We start from the raw sequence: 16,725 nt of genomic DNA, 5'->3' as shown, positions 1-16,725 counted from the left end.
TCGGCGACCTTTTTTGTTTTATGCCATAAACATAATTTGTCTTATTTCAAAACAGATATCAAGGCATTAACATTTCTGTGCCAACAATGTGGCAAAGCGTTGTTTAATCCTCTGCCCTTGCGCATCCACACGATGTAACTCACCTACATCCTCATTATATTTAATCAATGTCCAGCCGTGATAAGCCTCCCTTAACTCCCCCACCCGAAAACTAAATGGAAAATCAGGTTGTACAGGATAATCCTCACTGTCCATTGCACAGACAATTAAATTAAAACCGCCTACTTCGGTCGCCTGCTGCATCTGTGCAATCAGTTGCTTCACTGTTTCAGGTTGTAAAAACATCATTACCACCGTACAGCAAATAAAATCATATTGCCGCGAGATCTGGCAATTCAGGTTTAAATCCCTAAGCTGGGTATGAAGATTACTGATATTCTCCTGCTGAATCACTTTATTCAGTGTTTCAATACTATTCGGATTCACATCCCACGCATCGACGGTAAAGCCCTGCTGACTTAAATATAAACTATTCCGCCCGCTGCCACAGCCAACATCCAAAGCCATTCCTCCACTTAAATAAGGCATAGCGGCCAAAACCTCTGAATGTGTCGCAGTCAATTGATATTTCTTGCTAAAGTAATCTTGAGGCTGACAATAGAAACTGAGTTGGCATGCCACATCATCACTACTAGAGACAATTTTATGCCATGCCTGTGGAGGAATAAATGGCGGTTGTTGTTCACTGGAAAAGTTGTGTTCTGAAATCGTCTCACCTGCTTCATTGAGCATGGCAAATTGAACCTGTCCTTTTAAAATATGGAGCCTTGCCCATGTACCCACCTTGGTATTGTGTGCTTTCTGAAAACCACTCGGAATCGTGTCATGCATCCAAATCGGCATTTGTTTATAACAGACGAGGTTTTCCATCTTATATTTCCTGCAAATGATCACTTTATTAAATGACTATACTATGTCCATTAGAATTAAAACGGCTAATTCTTGAGGAGGTTTTGAGATTACTGCATAAAACAACAACCTTTCCGATTAAAAATTCTTATCAATCGTTTTTATATTCTTTAATTTTTCTATAAGCCAAACGATGAAATAAATTGCAAAATAAGCAAACAGTAATAATAATTGTAATAACAATACTTCTCATCTATATGGTTATTATATGAGCCAATTCCCGTTCACCAAACGCACTCCCTTATTTATTGCCATATCTGGGATACTTTCAATCAGCGCATATAGCCATGCTGCCGATGAAACCTCCCAGTTGCCAACCATCAAGGTTCAGGCTATCCAGGATGAGAACAATTCTGAAAAAACCAAAGCCTATACCATTAAAAATAGCAACAGTGCCACCAAGTTAAATATCGAAGCCAAGGAAATTCCCCAAACTATCAATGTGGTGACACGCCAGCAGATGGATGACTTTGGCCTTACCTCATCCAGAGATGTGCTCAACAACACTCCTGGTGTAACCGTAAACTCAGTGGAAACTGAACGTGCTGTTTATATGGCGCGTGGATTTGAAATCTCCAACATATTGGTTGATGGTGTCGGTTTCCCATCCAGTCAATGGAACTACAACGATACCAATCCAGACAGTTTTTTCTATGATCGCATTGAAGTAATTAAGGGTGCGGATGCACTGACCAATGCATTTGGTGATCCAAGCGCAACCATCAATTATGTGCGTAAACGTCCAAGCAAAGAACTTCAGGCAAACACCAACCTCAGTTATGGTTCATGGAATACACAACGCTATGAGGCAGATGTATCAGGTAGCCTGTTGCCAAATGATCGTGTTCGTGGACGACTTTCAGGTCTCCAGCAAACGGGGGACTCCCATTTAGATCGTTACTCTCTGGAAAAGAATGGGATTGCAGGCGTTCTAGAAGCAGACATTAGCGATAAAACCCTGCTTACTGTAGGCGCGAGTCAGGAAAAGAACAAGCCAAATGCCAATAACTGGGGTGCCTTACCTCTTATGGATTCATCGGGTAAACAGCTCAGTTTTGATCGCTCATACAATCCAAATCCAGACTGGGCCTACTGGGACAATACCTCTAAAAATGCGTTTATTGAGCTAAAACAGCAATTCCTCAACACCTGGTCGGCCAACCTCAGCTACAACTATAATGAAAAAGACCGTCAAAGCCAGCTGCTCTACTATTATGGCTATCCAAACATGGATGGTTCAGGCATTTCATTAACACCGAGCGGATATCTGGAAAATAATAAACTACATACAGCTGACTTCAACCTACAGGGCAAGTTTGACCTATTAGGCCGTGAGCATGAAGCAATTATTGGCTATACATTCTCAAAAAGCGATCAGAACGACCATGAAAAAAGCGGAACCCTGCATGACAGCAACATCGACTTTCAGGAATCAGTATACGATGGCGTAACCTATACCACGCCATACACCACCAACTGGGCAAGCTGGACACCGAAAAGCGTGACTTGGTCAGATTTTGCAAAAACGGCAGATTATACCCAACGCAACCAGTCCATTTATGCAGCAACACGTTTACATTTAACCAATGAACTCAAACTCACACTAGGCGCGAACTATGTGAAGGCAAAAAGCGAGGGTGTAAGTTACGATGCGCCAATGGCCTATGATGAAAGCAAGGTTTCACCTTATGCGGGGATTACCTATAATTTTACACCTGAATATACGGGCTATATGAGTTACACCTCAATTTTCCGTCCCCAAACCGCTGTGGATGAGGCAACAGGAAAAGTTGCCGATCCAATTGATGGTAAAAGCTATGAAGTCGGGTTTAAAAGTGCCTGGCTGGATAATAGGCTAACAGGAACATTGGCTGTCTTTAGAACTGAGGAAAACAATTATCCACTGCGTTCTTCCGATGGCAATCCGCTCAACCGTAAGGTGGGAATCAGTGATTTACGTTCACAAGGGGTTGAGGTTGGTCTGGCTGGACAATTGACCAATCAGGTCAATGTTTCGCTTGGCTATACCCAGTTTAGCTTGAGAGATTTGAAAAATGGTGTTGCGGCAAGAACCTATAATCCGAACCAGACCTTTAACCTGTTAACCACTTACAACCCAGTACTACTTCCAAAACTTAAAGTTGGTGCAGGTCTGCAATGGCAAGGCAAGATTAGCCGCTTTGATGAAAACTATGGAACATCTTTGAGACAAGGTGATTACGCACTTCTCAATTTGATGGCAAGCTACGCAGTTACCCCTCAATTCACCATTCAGGCCAATGCGGATAATGTCACAGACAAAAAATACCTAAATAGCTTTACCGATGGTCAGGCTTTCTATGGTGAACTAGCCAACTATACGGTCGCATTCAAATTTAAGTACTAATCGTTTTAACCCTCTATCCCTACACCAATGAGATAGAGGGTTTCAATGCTTTAAGCCGCTTCGTTACCATGAGTTTTCACAGTAAGATAGGCATCCAAAGCCTCTGTTTCTTTCTGAGTGAAGCTAAGCCCCAGTTTAGAACGTCTCCACAACACATCCTGACTGCTTGTTACCCATTCAAAGCGACATAAATAATCCACTTCTTTGGCATACATGCCCTGACCAAAATGTTTTCCGAGTTGGTCAACCGATGTTGTTTCACCCAATATATTCCAGATCCGTGAACCATACGATGAAGCCCAGCGTTTTGCCAATGTTTCTGGAGCATCTGTGATTTGTGCACGGATTTCCTGCGTCAACTGTTCAACAGAATGCATATTTTCACCACCAGGCAATGCCTCTGTCGCAGTCCAGCTTCCCTGCATCTCAGGGAAAAATGCCTTGAGCTGCTGCATGGCGGATTCAGCCAGTTTACGGTATGTCGTTAATTTTCCACCAAACACAGAAAGTAATGGAGCCTGCCCCTCCTCACCTTTGGACAAGGCCAAAGTATAGTCACGGGTAATGGCTGATGGATTATCCGATTCATCATCACATAAAGGACGCACACCCGCAAAAGTCGAAATAATATCCTGTGGAGTGAGTTGTTTCTTGAAATGCGCATTGCTCACTTCAATCAGGTAATCAATCTCTTCCTGGGTAATTTTCACCTGTGCTGGATCACCCTGATATTCACGGTCTGTGGTGCCAATCATGGTGTACTGGTCCAGATATGGGATTGCAAACACAATACGGCGGTCATCATTCTGCATAATAAATGCTTTATCACATTCATACAGCTTCGGCACAATAATATGACTGCCCTGAATCAAGCGGATACCATAAGGAGATTTAAGCTGTAAATCCTGCTTAATGAATTGTGCAACCCAAGGCCCTGCGGCATTAACCAAGGCTTTCGCCTTAATCTGGAATTGACCATGCTCATTTTCCAGATCGACCAGCCAATATTGCCCATCACGTTGTGCAGAAAGACAACGGGTTCGGGTCACTACATCGGCCCCTTTCTCACGGGCATGCATGGCGTTTAAAACCACCAGACGAGAGTCATCCACAGCACAGTCTGAATATTCAAAACCACGGGTAATGGCAGAGTTTAACGGGCTATCTTCTTTAAAATAAACATTGTTTGAACCCAGCAGCTTTTCACGTTTGCCCAAATGATCATAAAAGAACAAGCCTGTACGAATCAGCCATGCTGGACGCAAATGTGGTCGATGCGGCATGATAAAACGCATTGGACGGATAATGTGTGGTGCTTTGGCCAACAAAACCTCACGCTCAGCCAGTGCTTCACGTACTAAACGAAATTCTTTATGTTCAAGATAACGTAGACCACCATGAATCAGCTTACTACTCGCAGAAGAAGTATGGCTGGCTAGATCATCTTTTTCACACAGGAATACGGATAAACCACGTCCTGACGCATCAGCGGCGATACCAACACCGTTAATACCGCCACCAATAACAGCAAGGTCATAGATTTTGTCATTTAACCGAGGAGAAGTTTGCATATAATCACCGCAAATTTTCATTATTTTTCGATAATGAAAATTTAAACATATAAAATGAAAATAAACAATAAATTTTGTGCAAAAAAATGCCAATAAATTGGCATTTTTTTAAGTAAGTATAAAATAGTAGGGGCGAACTGTGTTCGCCTGTATGTAAAAAGGATCTTTTATTTTAGGATTCTTCTCAATTAAATTATTTTAAATATCAAATATATAATTATTTATTATTGAATTCTGGCGAACACAGTTCGCCCCTACCGCACCATATTTAGAGATGAGATCAATGATTTAAATTATAGAAATATTTATTGCTAAAATCATATTCAAAAATGAAAAATTATTGAGCAACAACTAAATTCACACCCAAATCATGAATGGTTTTTAGATATTGCTCATTGGGTTGCTGATCAGTAAAGATACTATCCACCTGCTTCAATGAACCCAGACGGATCATGGCATTACGGCCAAACTTGCTGCTATCCGCCGCCAAGAAAACCTGACGTGCACTTGAGAGAATTTCCTGTGACACACACACTTCCTGAAAGTCAAAATCCAGCAAAGTGCCATCCTCTTCAATACCACTAATCCCAATCAGCGCATAATCCGCCTTAAACTGCTTAAAGAAATCAGCCGTTGCCTGACCAATCACACCACCATCAGGGCGAACCCGACCACTGGCAATCAGCACTTCAAAATCCTCCTTGGTACTGAGAATTTTGGCTACATTCAGGTTATTGGTGATGATTTTCAAGCCTGTATGGTTGAGCAAGGCATGGGCAATCGATTCCGTGGTCGTTCCAATATTAATGAATAATGACGCATGGTCAGGCACAGCAGCAGCCACCGCCTCTGCAATCCTGCGCTTTTCTTCAAGCATATAGCCGACACGCATCGTATATTCGGTATTTTCAACACTGGAATCATGCGCGGCCCCACCATGATAGCGGCGCAACAAGCCCTCATCCGCCAACTGATTAATATCACGGCGGATGGTTTGGGGGGTAACATCAAAATATTGAGCAAGCTCTTCAATACTGATATAGCCACGCTCTCTCACCAGTTCGAGGGTTTTTTGTTGGCGTAGTATCAAGCTCATGCTCATCCATCCTAAGTTATTTTAAATTACGAATGGCGTTATTTTACCTTAATTTTCAGCCCAGTCACGTGTGCGCCCCACAGCTTTTAACCAGCCTTGATAAAGTTTTTCGGTTTCATCCTGACTACACGCGGGTGTAAATGTTCGCTCAATGGTCATTCTGCTCTTCAATTCATTCAGATCAGACCAGAAGCCAACGGCTAAACCTGCCAGAAATGCAGCTCCCATACCTGTGGTCTCTTTCATGGCTGGACGTTCAACCGAAGTCGATAAAATATCCGCCTGAAACTGCATAAGGAAGTTATTGGCAGTGACACCGCCATCTACACGGAGTGTACGTAACCTCTCACCCGAATCCTGCTGCATAGCATCCAGCACATCACGGGTTTGATAAGCGATGGATTCCAGCGTTGCACGAATAATATGCTCAATACTCACGCCACGGGTAATTCCCAAAATCGCGCCACGTGCGGTTGGGTCCCAATATGGCGCGCCCAACCCCGTAAATGCAGGAACGACATAAACGCCATTACTGTCTTTCACTTTAGTTGCGTAATATTCCGAGTCATGCGAGTCGTTAATGGCCTTTAATTCATCACGCAGCCATTGCACACATGAACCACCATTAAAAACTGCACCTTCCAGGGCATAGTTCACTTCACCTCGTGGCCCACATGCAATCGTGGTTAGTAGACCATGTTCAGATTGAACAATACGTTTACCTGTGTTCATCAGCAGGAAACAGCCTGTACCGTAAGTATTTTTTGCCTGCCCCGCTTCAACACACATTTGACCGAACAAGGCGGCCTGCTGATCCCCTGCAATTCCCGCGATTGGAATTCCAATTTCCTGACCACTGATGGTATGGGTATGCCCATATATTTCAGATGAGCTACGCACCTCAGGCAACATGGCTTTCGGGATATTCAAGGCCTCAAGCAGTTTATCATCCCATTGCAGTGTTTCGATATTAAACAGCATAGTACGTGAGGCATTGGTATAATCAGTCACATGCGCCTGACCATTGGTGAGTTTCCAGATCAGCCAGCTATCCACCGTACCAAACAACAGTTCACCACGTTCTGCCCGCTCTCGGCTTCCCTCAACATGATCCAGAATCCACTTGATCTTGGTTGCCGAAAAATATGGATCAATCACCAGTCCAGTGACCTTACGCACATACTCATCCCAGCCGTCCTGACGGAGCTGGTTGCAGATCTCATTGCTTTGGCGGCTCTGCCATACAATCGCGTTATAAATCGGTTTGCCCGTTTTTTTATCCCAGATAATCGTGGTTTCACGCTGGTTGGTGATACCAATCGCGGCAATCTGGTCACTTGAGATACTTGCTTGTGCCAAAGCCTCAACCCATACCGCACTTTGTGTTGCCCAGATTTCCATTGGGTCATGCTCAACCCAGCCTGGTTGCGGGTAGATTTGGGTAAATTCACGCTGGGCAATACTAATGACATTTGCATCGTGATCCAACACAATTGCACGTGAACTCGTTGTACCCTGGTCAAATGCAACCACATATTTTTTTTGACTATCTATAGAGATCATGGCATACCTACTCAGACTTGCCTTATGTATCAAAGCAATAAATGAAATGCCCATTAAAAAATGGGCTTCAACACTGTGATACAGCAATGACTTGTGTATAAAAATAAAAACTTGCACGATTATATGCAAAATTGTTCGAAAACGAAAATTCTTTCTCTCATTTTGAACCCAAATCATGATGAACAGCGTGGGTTTTAAAGATTCATCACAATACAAAATCTAATTTATGCGATACTAAGACTAGAAATAATAGGACCACTAATATGAAAAAAACTAATTTATTGATTATTGTGAGCGGTACACTTCTGGTTGCGGCATGTCAAAGCACTCCACATCAGTACAATGGTGTGACAGGTTATGAAATTGAAAGTAAAACAGCAACTTCGGCAACACTGGCCTATACCTTGGCAGCACGTGGAAATAGTGATGTTGATGAGAAAAAGTTACAGCATGCCTGTAAACAGGTGTTAGGAATGGAAAAAACCTATAAAATTTCGATACTCAGTGTCAATGAAATTATGAACCCTACCAAACAGGAACAATATGGGGTGCAACTTGGCAACAGCCGTGCAACTTTTGGTCTATCCAACTCACCTGATTTAAACAATAGTGAGGGTTATGCAACACGTCAGGCACTAGAAACACGCCCAACAACACTTAAAGTGGTCCGCTACACCTGTTCATAATAATTAAAAAAATAAGGTGGTTGATTTAAACCACCTTACCCTATAACTGTGTATTTATTATAAGGTCTTATAAAAACTGACATTGCGAAACTCTTTGGCTTCATCCAGATCAGGCCAAGTGGTTGCACTGCGCTCATCAATCTTCATATATTGGGGATGGCTAAAGTTTTTAACCCGACTATCCGCTACCCAGACTTCTGGTGCGAATTTTAGAAACTCATCCAGAAAGAATCGATTACACTGATCATAAAGCACATCCGCAGCCAGCAAGACATCCACCTGTTCTGACTTGTACAAATCATCCAGATACTCAAGCTCGACATTATTTAGCAAGGCATTTTCACGGCATGATTCCAGGCTGACCTGATCAATATCACAGCAGATGACCCGCTTTGCCCCTGCCATTTTTGCGGCAATCGCCACCACGCCTGAACCAGCCCCAAAATCCAGCACCACTTTATCTTTAACATGATGCGGTTCAGCCAATAACCATTGCGCCATTGCCAAACCCGATGCCCAGCAAAAAATCCAGTATGGGGTTTCATTCCAGATCCGACGGATTACCTCATCATCCAGACGGTTAGTCGGAAATACAGGGGGAATCAGCCATAAGGAAATTGGCGTTTCAGGAAGCTGTTGCGCCAATAAATCTGTGTTTGGAATAACTTCATGCAAAGCTTTCAGCAGTTGCTCAGGTGCTTTGGCAAATTGAAAAGTACAGCTCATATCGTTTCTTTAATTCTTGAAAAAGCCCCTCTAAGTAGAGGGGCTAAAAAATTAACCTAAAGCTTTTTCAGCGGCTTCAACGGTCTGACGAATCAATGTGGTAATCGTCATAGGGCCAACACCGCCTGGCACTGGTGTATAGGCAGATGCAACCTCTTCAATACCAACAAGCTGGATATCCCCCACACCACCACCATCACGAGGATGAAAACCAGCATCAACCACAACCGCACCTTGCTTGATCCAGTCTTTCTGAATCAATTCAGCCTTACCGACTGCGCCGACAATAATATCTGCCTGTTTAACCAGCTCAGGAAGATTCTGGGTACGTGAATGGCAAATCGTCACTGTCGCATTGGCCTGTAACAGCATCATCGCCATTGGTTTACCTAGAATCGCTGAACGCCCCACCACCACCGCATGTTTACCTGCGATTTCAATGTTGTTTTCCTGCAAAATGGTCATGATGCCCGCTGGTGTCGCTGAACCATAAGCAGACTCACCCATTGCCATACGACCAAAACCAAGGCAAGTTACCCCATCCACATCCTTTTTCAGTGAAATGGCATCAAAGCATGCTCTTTCATCAATCTGTTCAGGAACTGGGTGTTGCAACAAGATGCCATGCACATCAGGGTTGGCATTGAGTTTTTCAATTTCAGCCAGAAGTTGCGCTGTGGTGGTTTCTTTTGGTAATTCAATTTTAAGTGAGTCCATTCCCACACGACGGCAAGCATTGCCTTTCATACGCACATAAGTTGCAGATGCACCATCATCCCCGACAAGAATGGTTGCCAGAATTGGGGTACGCCCCGTTTTTGCTTTAAGTGCCTCTACACGTACCAACAAATCTGCCTCGATTTGTTTTGCCAATGCACGACCGTCTAAAACCAATGCCACAGCGTATCTCCCAAGTGAGTATAAGTAAGCGCTTACTAATCAGATAAGTATGCAAATGATACATGATAATTTGCCCAATATGCTTTTAGATGTTGTTTTTATGTGCATATTCACCCGAAACACTATTGTTTTTTTCCTAAAGATTGCTAATATGTGCATCACCAAGAGATGGCGGGGTGGCAGAGTGGTCATGCAGCGGACTGCAACTCCGTGTACGCCGGTTCGATTCCGACCTCCGCCTCCATTGGTAAAGCCCGAGTGGTGAAATCGGTAGACACAGGGGATTTAAAATCCCCCGCCCACAAAGCGTGCCAGTTCGAGTCTGGCCTCGGGCACCATTTTTCAGCAAATGAAATATGGTGCAAATAAAATTCCAGCATAGGCTGGTTTTTTTGTGTCTAAAAATATGTGTAAAATATAGAAAAGACTGCCTAAACAGCTTCTTAATATGGTATTTATAATTTTAATTCAACTGTAGTTTGCCACGAGAAAACAAACAATCCACACAATAAAATAAGCCAGACTTTGATCCAGCGCTTTAGCACGCTGGAATAAATACACAGGCACTAACCACACCATACCTTTGAATTTTTCTGTTTTCACCCCTGCCTTTTCTAATCTTCTTTCATCCAAAATAGAAAGCATGATATTTAAGGCGATGGTAATTACAAAATAATAGCCCTCTTCAACCTTATAAGTCGCTAATTCGACATTTCCCCCAGAGAACATGCCTGCTACAAAATACTCCAGAAACAGTCCTAAAATGGGTGCAAAAGCCAATATCCACACCATTGTATTATTTACATGCTGACCTGTTAATGGTGGTGGCAGAGTACGATCAACAAACTGATTCAACTCAGTTTTATCCAAAGTTATCCAGTCATTTAAACCTTTTCGCCATACTGCTGTATCTCGATGCAACCCTCCTGTTTGAATAAGCTCAATCATTTGTGATTGAGAAATTGCCCCTATGCGCTCCCCATTTTTTCATAAAACCATTCATGAGCTAAAGTTTCTGTTTGATTAAGATTTTGTTCCATCATCTGCTTCCTATAAAAGTAACAGACTCAATATATAAAAGCTGTTTGACAGGTTATGTCAGAGTGAAATATTTTTCTTAATTTTTAGGTTTAAATTTCAAATGACACCACCTGTCATCCCCCTTAAGCATAATTACTCCAACCTCTAAAGATAATGAGAGAATATTATGATGATTGGGCTTATTTTACATTATTCACCTTTGAATAAAACAGGCATTGTTATTGATGAAAATGCTGTTCGCTATCCATTCGCTAGCAATGAATGGCAAGAAGATGTCGATCTAAAGCTTGGGCAAAAAGTCACATTTGATTTAGATCAAGATGATCAAGCAACCAATCTTCGTCAGGAATGGCTTTTTGCCTAATTCTATAGAATAATCAGGAGATTAAAATATGCCTTTTTATCTTGGTATTTTTCTTTTTTAGTTGCGACTTATGCGAAAAGCCAAGGCTAACCCTTTTTACTCTGGTTTTTAGTCTCTTGCCTATTTACACCTTTATTTGGATTTATTGGGTTAGTGGTTTATTTAAAAATTTAATGAATAGTAGTAAATTGAATCTAACAACTACAGAAAATTAAAATATTGATTAGAAATCTTCTCTTATCATTAAAACACTTAACAATAAGAGGTATAAATTATTTTAACTCTTATTTAGACTTACATATCTTATCAACCACCCAAAAGACCAATAAAATTAGAAAAAATCCAATAACAACATATTTAAACCCAATCTGCCCCAAGACTCTAAAGATAATGTTAAATAACAACTCAATACATTCTTTCATCTTTATTTAACCCTAAACATGATAAAAATATCGAAAAATCAGTTCCCAGATGTAACCGCAAACTGAATCTCTACACGGCGATTTCGACCATCTTTAGAATCTATACCTTTTAAAGGATGAGAGTCACCAAAACCTGCGACCACAATACGTTTAGACTGAATAGCATCCAATTGTGAGATTAATAGCTTTCGTGCCTCTCTCGCTCTCGCTGCGGATAAAGTAAAGTTATCATCATATACTGTACAGAAACGCGCATAATCAGTTACAGGACGAGAAACAGGTAAGCTGTCTGTATGCCCCTCAACGTAAATCGAAGCTAAACTATTATCTTGTAAGAATTTTGATATTTTGACATCAATATTCTTAAATGCTTGAGCAGCCAATGGTGTAATACATGCACTACCTTTTTCAAAAATATTATCTTTCAGTGTAATTCGTCCATCTGCAATATCAAATGACATGAGACTACTTGCACCTTGTTCTTCAACAGATTTCTTTAAATCATTTAGCATCTCAGCAATACGTTTTTGTTGGGCAGCCCCACCTTGTTCCATTTCCTGTTTATGTTTTAATTCAGCATAGGTTTTCTGTAATACAGACATAACCAACAAAAGCATGACAACCGCCATAACCCCTGCCATTAAATCTGAAATTGAAATCCACTCATTGGGCTTATCTTTCACTGTTTACTTTCTCCCCCCAAGTTTTAAAAGATTATTTGATTTTTTTTGTTGCTCAGGAGAGGTATTGTTTTCAATCTTACCCAATAAAGTAATTTGAGAATCTATACCGTGTGCCAAGTTTTCTAATGCTGGTTTTAACGTTGTGACCGCTTCAATACTTTGTAATGATTCTTTAAAAGTCCCATCTACCATTTGAGTCAAATTTTCTGCTTTCTTCGCTACACTAATCATATGACGATTGCTCTCAGATACTGATTTTAATCCGTTAGTAATATCTTCAGATAACTTATTGACCAATCCAGTCATTTCAAGAATTTCTTTTCTTAATACTTGTACAGTTGTAGTAAACTGTCCTTGTGATTTTTTCTGTAATTCCATTGATTCATTGATAGTTGATGTTACAGTTTTCATAGTTTCATCTACACTACCAGATAAACTATTGACAGCATTAGAAATATCCTGAGTTGCAGTATTTAAACCTTTCGACATTTCAGACATATTCTTTTTAAAGCTAGTACTCATATCTCCAATTGATGTTTTAAGATTATCTGACATTTTCGTCATATTTTGACCAAAACTAGTATTCATACCAGAAATCGTTGTATTTAAATCTTTTTTCATTAATGAAACAACTTGTTCCATATTTATACGGAAAGAATCAATTACAGCTTGAAGATGATTAGCTGAATCTCCCATAGTGGATGCCGCTTTAGACATTCCTGCTGCTGATTTACCTAAGGTCGTTACAGTAGCCTCATTCTTCTCAATAAAGCTCACCATCGCATCTCGAGTATCTTTACCTTGTTGAACTAGATCACTCAGAAAATATTTATTCTCATTATGCTGTGTATCGAGAGCTATAAGCATTTGATCATATTTTTCTGAGAATTTTTCAATTGAAATTTTTTGAGATTTAATTATCTCAGTATGTCCAAGCTGAATAGCAGATAAAGTATTTTGACTGAATTTAGACAACTCCTTTATCTGCTCTATATTTTCTTTATTATTTAATTTTAATACAGAAATTTGTTCCTCATGACTTTTCTGTATAGCTGATATTGTACCTTGACTAAATTGGGTTAATTGTTGCAATTGCTCCTTATTAGAGTTTTGATTTATTTGAACAGTTTTTTCAAACTGGGACGCAATATTTTGCATACAATCAATAATCTTTTGATTATTTGCTCGTTCCTCCTGTAGTTTTCTATCACGAGATAAGTCCAATTCATCTTTTACCTTTTCAATCGACCAGTATAAACGACGTTCTTCATAACTATTTTTGGACAAGATAACTTTTAGTAAAATAAATGCTAATAATCCCCATGTCGATGTTTTAAATTTAGTACCAAGCCCTTCTAACATTCCCATAAGTTGGGTCATTGAAGCATCCATGTTACTCATGGAATTTGCACCAGTTAAAATAGAGGATGCTTTATCTAGAGCTAAACCTAAACCCAGAAATGTGCCAAGTAGGCCAATAATTAGGATCATGCCTGGCATAATATCTGCTATTCTTTCCGCAGAAGTTGCCACAGCATTACTAATATCCATAATTGACCCATGTTCAGCATCCAATCCCTTAGATTTACTATTTCTGTTCCCACCCCTCCAATTATTTTCCCAATTTTCAGTCTTAGCATTAAGATAAACTTGAATAATAGTAAATATAAATAAGCCCCAAATAATTAAGAAGAATGTAATTGGTAAAATTTCAATTTTAAAAGGTGAAAAATGAATCGGTAATAAAAAGTTTAAAATTTCCATTATGCTACTTCTGCCTCAATCAAATCCTGATTACGCTGTTTACTATCTGCTGCAAAAATATTGGCATAATCTGTAATCAAGCTTTGCTCATCCACTGATAACTCATCCCACTGTTTTCCATTTTGGGCACAATCAATCAATAGCCGACCCACTGTCGCAACATCATCAAGGATATAATCCCTACCCTCCTCTTCAAATTGTTCTTCTGATTTTTCCAATACCTGTAAAAACCCTTCGGCAGCATGAACATAGCTTTTCATTGCCCGATTTTCTTTACCCTGTTGTTTTAATTGATAGGATTCAGTAATAACATCCTGTCTCAATTCAATTAAGTTTTGCTCTTCATCTGTACTTAGAGGCTCAATTTCTAATTTTGTTTCTAATAACATTAAATCATCTTGTAAAGATGCTAAATGCTTATTCTGCTTTTTCCATTTCGCTTCCATATTTTGATATTTGGTTTCCCATGCACAAATCATTTCTTCAAATACAAAAGGAATAAGTGATTTACCGTTAAAACGTCTTCTAATTAATTGATCTAAACGCTCTGCATCCGCATCAGACAATTGTGGATTTTCAGCCAAAAGATCAGCACCTATTCTCAACAAGAATGAATCATCTGCGGTAATTTCATTGATATTCTGTGCTGTATTTAATGTTTTTTCTGCGGCTTTCAATAACTTCTGAGTTGCTCGTAATCTTAGATAATGATTAAAATCAATTAAATTATCCTGTTCCAAAATTGCCTGAATACGATTTTGAACTAATACATAGTCATTAATGACTACAGCAAAACGAATAGATTGACGCTGTTCCTCTGTTTGCATCGCATCCATCGCTTCCTGTAAATCATCCTGACGCTGTTCAGCTTCTTTAGCTTCTTTTTTCGCTTCTTCAGATGTCCAAAACTTGTTACGGAAATGGCGTGCTGCTTTAGCTGCCCATAAAATAGCCTGTTCTGCTTTTTTAAGAATTGGACTATTCTCTAATGCCAATAAAGCCTGCAAGCCTTTTTCAATGGCAACCGCAGCCGTTTGTGCCCACGGATGAGGAATTGCTTTTAAAGCATTGGAAACCATTGGCGCAATTCTAACAACATGTGGCTTTACCGTTGCCCAGACTTCTTTTACTTTACCCACAAAATTTTCAGCTTTATCTGCCATCCAGTCAATTGCTTTACTTGCAGCATTTTTCGCAGCATCCCATGCTTTACTCACACCCCGACCAACTGCTGATGCGGCGGATTTTACACCCGACCATACCGAACTAAAAAAACCCATAATATTTTCCCCTTTGAATTAACCTTTAATACCCAATAACGATTTTGCTGAACGAACTTCATCACTACTTATTGCATTGTTTTTACTTGCAACTTCTGACTTGGCATGGTTCACACGGTGGATCACTTCTTTTAACTGTTCCAGTTTTAACTTTGGCTCTTCCTGTGCCAATTCAGCTTCCAACAAAGCTTTAGGTAAAACCAAACGCATACAAGTACGAATCTCACGACCAGAAAAACCTTCTGATAACTCTGCCGACCAGTTAATAAATTCTTCACGAGATTCAAGTAATGGAATTTGTTCAACAATCATTTTTGACCATAAATTTTTGCGAGCATCTAAATCAGGTAAATCAAAATGAATATGGTGACTAATACGACTTCTAAACGCTTCATCATAGTTTTTGGCAAAGTTGGTTGCAAAAATTGCAATTCCGTTAAATTTTTCTAACTCGATCAATAAAGTAGAACGCATAGCATTCACTTCATTATCAATACCTTGTGTCACTGAAGATAAACGTTTACCCAATAAAGTATCTGCTTCATCAAAAAATAAAACTGAATTGGCTTCTGTTGCAACCTTAAACACAGCCTGAATATTTTTTGAAGTTTCCCCCATAAATTTGCTTTCAAGCTCAGCAATTCCCAATTTTATGATAGATAAGCCTAAACTTCCTGCGAATGCTTCTGCGGTTAAAGTTTTACCTGTCCCAGGCGCACCAAAAAAATTTAGAATAACACTGCGCCCTTGCTTATCTACAGAACCAAAATTCCAGTCTTCATAGATCGTCTTATGAAAGCGTAATTTAGCCATTCCCTCATCTAACTGCACACGGGTAGCTGTTGATAAAATGACATCATCGTCTAAAGTAACTGTTGGTTTAACAACCATATAATTCTGCTGATCTTGAGCTAAAGGCTCAACAATACCTAAATTTCGCTCCTTATTCTGCTCATCACGTTCTCGTTCTACCTGAAACTGCTGTAAACGTTGACGTGCTTTTTCTAAATCAAATTTCTCGTTGATTGTTGCAGATAGTTTACTTTCTCGATGACCCATTTTTTTCAATTCCTTGATAAGTTTTTTCATTTTTAAAACCAATTTTTTAAATTTGTTATCCAGCCCAGCAAATCCACCTGCCCCAAAACAACCATTTCTACCCCACATTTATTACATCGAGGAAAAAACGCAATTATGTCTCTCGATGGAGTAAAAATATCTGTTGCTTTACATTGTGGACACTGAACTTGCATTGGTTTCGGTTTCCATGCCAT

15 protein-coding genes and 2 tRNA genes are annotated in these 16,725 nt (G+C 40.0%); 5 read left to right on the top strand and 12 right to left on the bottom strand.

Features of this window, described 5'->3' with window-relative positions:
* Nucleotides 1-66 precede the first annotated feature (66 nt).
* Nucleotides 67-930, bottom strand: a complete 864-nt coding sequence (tehB, locus tag N5J47_RS15135; RefSeq protein ID WP_279960570.1) for an SAM-dependent methyltransferase TehB — start codon at nucleotides 928-930, stop codon at nucleotides 67-69.
* A gap of 247 nt (nucleotides 931-1,177) precedes the next feature.
* Between tehB and N5J47_RS15130 the strand changes: the two genes are divergently transcribed.
* Nucleotides 1,178-3,355 carry a TonB-dependent siderophore receptor gene (locus tag N5J47_RS15130; RefSeq protein ID WP_279960571.1) on the top strand — a complete coding sequence of 726 codons (2,178 nt, stop codon included), beginning with the start codon at nucleotides 1,178-1,180 and terminating at the stop codon, nucleotides 3,353-3,355.
* A 50-nt stretch (nucleotides 3,356-3,405) separates the two neighbouring features.
* Here the strand turns inward: N5J47_RS15130 and glpD are convergent, their stop codons facing one another.
* The 3 genes from glpD to glpK form a co-directional block, all read right to left on the bottom strand.
* Nucleotides 3,406-4,926 (bottom strand): glycerol-3-phosphate dehydrogenase, encoded by a 1,521-nt coding sequence (glpD, locus tag N5J47_RS15125; RefSeq protein WP_279960572.1) that lies wholly within the window; start codon nucleotides 4,924-4,926, stop codon nucleotides 3,406-3,408.
* Between the two features lie 337 nt (nucleotides 4,927-5,263).
* A complete protein-coding gene (locus N5J47_RS15120) occupies nucleotides 5,264-6,022 on the bottom strand; it encodes a DeoR family transcriptional regulator (protein ID WP_267981063.1) in 759 nt (252 codons plus the stop codon).
* 48 nt (nucleotides 6,023-6,070) lie between these two features.
* A complete protein-coding gene (glpK, locus tag N5J47_RS15115; RefSeq protein WP_279960573.1) occupies nucleotides 6,071-7,585 on the bottom strand; it encodes a glycerol kinase GlpK in 1,515 nt (504 codons plus the stop codon).
* Between the two features lie 263 nt (nucleotides 7,586-7,848).
* Between glpK and N5J47_RS15110 the strand changes: the two genes are divergently transcribed.
* Nucleotides 7,849-8,271: a hypothetical protein gene (locus N5J47_RS15110; RefSeq protein WP_279960574.1), complete on the top strand. Its 423-nt coding sequence runs from the start codon at nucleotides 7,849-7,851 to the stop codon at nucleotides 8,269-8,271.
* Nucleotides 8,272-8,328: 57 nt separating this feature from the next.
* On the opposite strand, the gene N5J47_RS15105 is transcribed toward N5J47_RS15110, so the two are convergent.
* Entirely contained in the window at nucleotides 8,329-8,997 is a 669-nt protein-coding gene (locus N5J47_RS15105) for a 50S ribosomal protein L11 methyltransferase (protein WP_279960575.1), read from the bottom strand.
* Nucleotides 8,998-9,048: 51 nt separating this feature from the next.
* A complete protein-coding gene (folD, locus tag N5J47_RS15100; RefSeq protein WP_279960576.1) occupies nucleotides 9,049-9,897 on the bottom strand; it encodes a bifunctional methylenetetrahydrofolate dehydrogenase/methenyltetrahydrofolate cyclohydrolase FolD in 849 nt (282 codons plus the stop codon).
* A gap of 170 nt (nucleotides 9,898-10,067) precedes the next feature.
* Here folD and N5J47_RS15095 point away from each other — a divergent pair.
* Nucleotides 10,068-10,141: transfer RNA gene (locus N5J47_RS15095), tRNA-Cys, on the top strand.
* Nucleotides 10,142-10,149: 8 nt separating this feature from the next.
* A tRNA-Leu gene (locus tag N5J47_RS15090) sits at nucleotides 10,150-10,235 on the top strand.
* Nucleotides 10,236-10,365: 130 nt separating this feature from the next.
* Here the strand turns inward: N5J47_RS15090 and N5J47_RS15085 are convergent.
* Nucleotides 10,366-10,845 (bottom strand): hypothetical protein, encoded by a 480-nt coding sequence (locus N5J47_RS15085; RefSeq protein ID WP_279960577.1) that lies wholly within the window; start codon nucleotides 10,843-10,845, stop codon nucleotides 10,366-10,368.
* Between the two features lie 259 nt (nucleotides 10,846-11,104).
* Between N5J47_RS15085 and N5J47_RS15080 the strand changes: the two genes are divergently transcribed.
* The gene (locus tag N5J47_RS15080) at nucleotides 11,105-11,302 is read left to right on the top strand and encodes a hypothetical protein (RefSeq protein ID WP_279960578.1); all 198 of its coding nucleotides are present in this window, start codon (nucleotides 11,105-11,107) and stop codon (nucleotides 11,300-11,302) included.
* A gap of 460 nt (nucleotides 11,303-11,762) precedes the next feature.
* Here the strand turns inward: N5J47_RS15080 and N5J47_RS15075 are convergent, their stop codons facing one another.
* From N5J47_RS15075 to N5J47_RS15055, 5 genes are read right to left on the bottom strand one after another with little or no spacing between them, the layout of a single operon-like run.
* Nucleotides 11,763-12,407: an OmpA family protein gene (locus tag N5J47_RS15075; RefSeq protein WP_279960579.1), complete on the bottom strand. Its 645-nt coding sequence runs from the start codon at nucleotides 12,405-12,407 to the stop codon at nucleotides 11,763-11,765.
* A gap of 3 nt (nucleotides 12,408-12,410) precedes the next feature.
* Nucleotides 12,411-14,171, bottom strand: coding sequence for a hypothetical protein (locus N5J47_RS15070; protein WP_279960580.1), 1,761 nt, complete (start codon nucleotides 14,169-14,171; stop codon nucleotides 12,411-12,413).
* The gene (locus N5J47_RS15065) at nucleotides 14,171-15,451 is read right to left on the bottom strand and encodes a hypothetical protein (RefSeq protein ID WP_279960581.1); all 1,281 of its coding nucleotides are present in this window, start codon (nucleotides 15,449-15,451) and stop codon (nucleotides 14,171-14,173) included. The genes N5J47_RS15070 and N5J47_RS15065 overlap by 1 nt, the downstream gene beginning before the upstream one ends.
* An 18-nt stretch (nucleotides 15,452-15,469) precedes the next feature.
* Nucleotides 15,470-16,540 carry an ATP-binding protein gene (locus N5J47_RS15060; RefSeq protein ID WP_279960582.1) on the bottom strand — a complete coding sequence of 357 codons (1,071 nt, stop codon included), beginning with the start codon at nucleotides 16,538-16,540 and terminating at the stop codon, nucleotides 15,470-15,472.
* Nucleotides 16,541-16,542: 2 nt separating this feature from the next.
* A complete protein-coding gene (locus N5J47_RS15055) occupies nucleotides 16,543-16,725 on the bottom strand; it encodes a hypothetical protein (protein ID WP_279960583.1) in 183 nt (60 codons plus the stop codon).

Origin of the sequence: Acinetobacter sp. GD03645, from assembly GCF_029845285.1 — a bacterium.
Classification (GTDB): domain Bacteria; phylum Pseudomonadota; class Gammaproteobacteria; order Pseudomonadales; family Moraxellaceae; genus Acinetobacter; species Acinetobacter corruptisaponis.
Note: the sequence above shows the minus strand (reverse complement) of the source record. Positions and strands in the feature narration are given on the sequence as shown.

Excerpts from the sequence above, each read along its gene's own strand:
- N5J47_RS15120 (WP_267981063.1), bottom strand. The coding sequence starts at position 6,022 with ATGAGCTTGATACTACGCCAACAAAAAACCCTCGAACTGGTGAGAGAG.
- N5J47_RS15070 (WP_279960580.1), bottom strand. The coding sequence starts at position 14,171 with ATGGAAATTTTAAACTTTTTATTACCGATTCATTTTTCACCTTTTAAA.
- glpD (WP_279960572.1), bottom strand. The coding sequence starts at position 4,926 with ATGCAAACTTCTCCTCGGTTAAATGACAAAATCTATGACCTTGCTGTT.
- glpK (WP_279960573.1), bottom strand. The coding sequence starts at position 7,585 with ATGATCTCTATAGATAGTCAAAAAAAATATGTGGTTGCATTTGACCAG.
- N5J47_RS15060 (WP_279960582.1), bottom strand. The coding sequence starts at position 16,540 with ATGAAAAAACTTATCAAGGAATTGAAAAAAATGGGTCATCGAGAAAGT.
- N5J47_RS15065 (WP_279960581.1), bottom strand. The coding sequence starts at position 15,451 with ATGGGTTTTTTTAGTTCGGTATGGTCGGGTGTAAAATCCGCCGCATCA.
- N5J47_RS15085 (WP_279960577.1), bottom strand. The coding sequence starts at position 10,845 with ATGATTGAGCTTATTCAAACAGGAGGGTTGCATCGAGATACAGCAGTA.
- N5J47_RS15130 (WP_279960571.1), top strand. The coding sequence starts at position 1,178 with ATGAGCCAATTCCCGTTCACCAAACGCACTCCCTTATTTATTGCCATA.
- N5J47_RS15110 (WP_279960574.1), top strand. The coding sequence starts at position 7,849 with ATGAAAAAAACTAATTTATTGATTATTGTGAGCGGTACACTTCTGGTT.
- N5J47_RS15105 (WP_279960575.1), bottom strand. The coding sequence starts at position 8,997 with ATGAGCTGTACTTTTCAATTTGCCAAAGCACCTGAGCAACTGCTGAAA.
- N5J47_RS15055 (WP_279960583.1), bottom strand. The coding sequence starts at position 16,725 with ATGGCATGGAAACCGAAACCAATGCAAGTTCAGTGTCCACAATGTAAA.
- tehB (WP_279960570.1), bottom strand. The coding sequence starts at position 930 with ATGGAAAACCTCGTCTGTTATAAACAAATGCCGATTTGGATGCATGAC.
- N5J47_RS15080 (WP_279960578.1), top strand. The coding sequence starts at position 11,105 with ATGATGATTGGGCTTATTTTACATTATTCACCTTTGAATAAAACAGGC.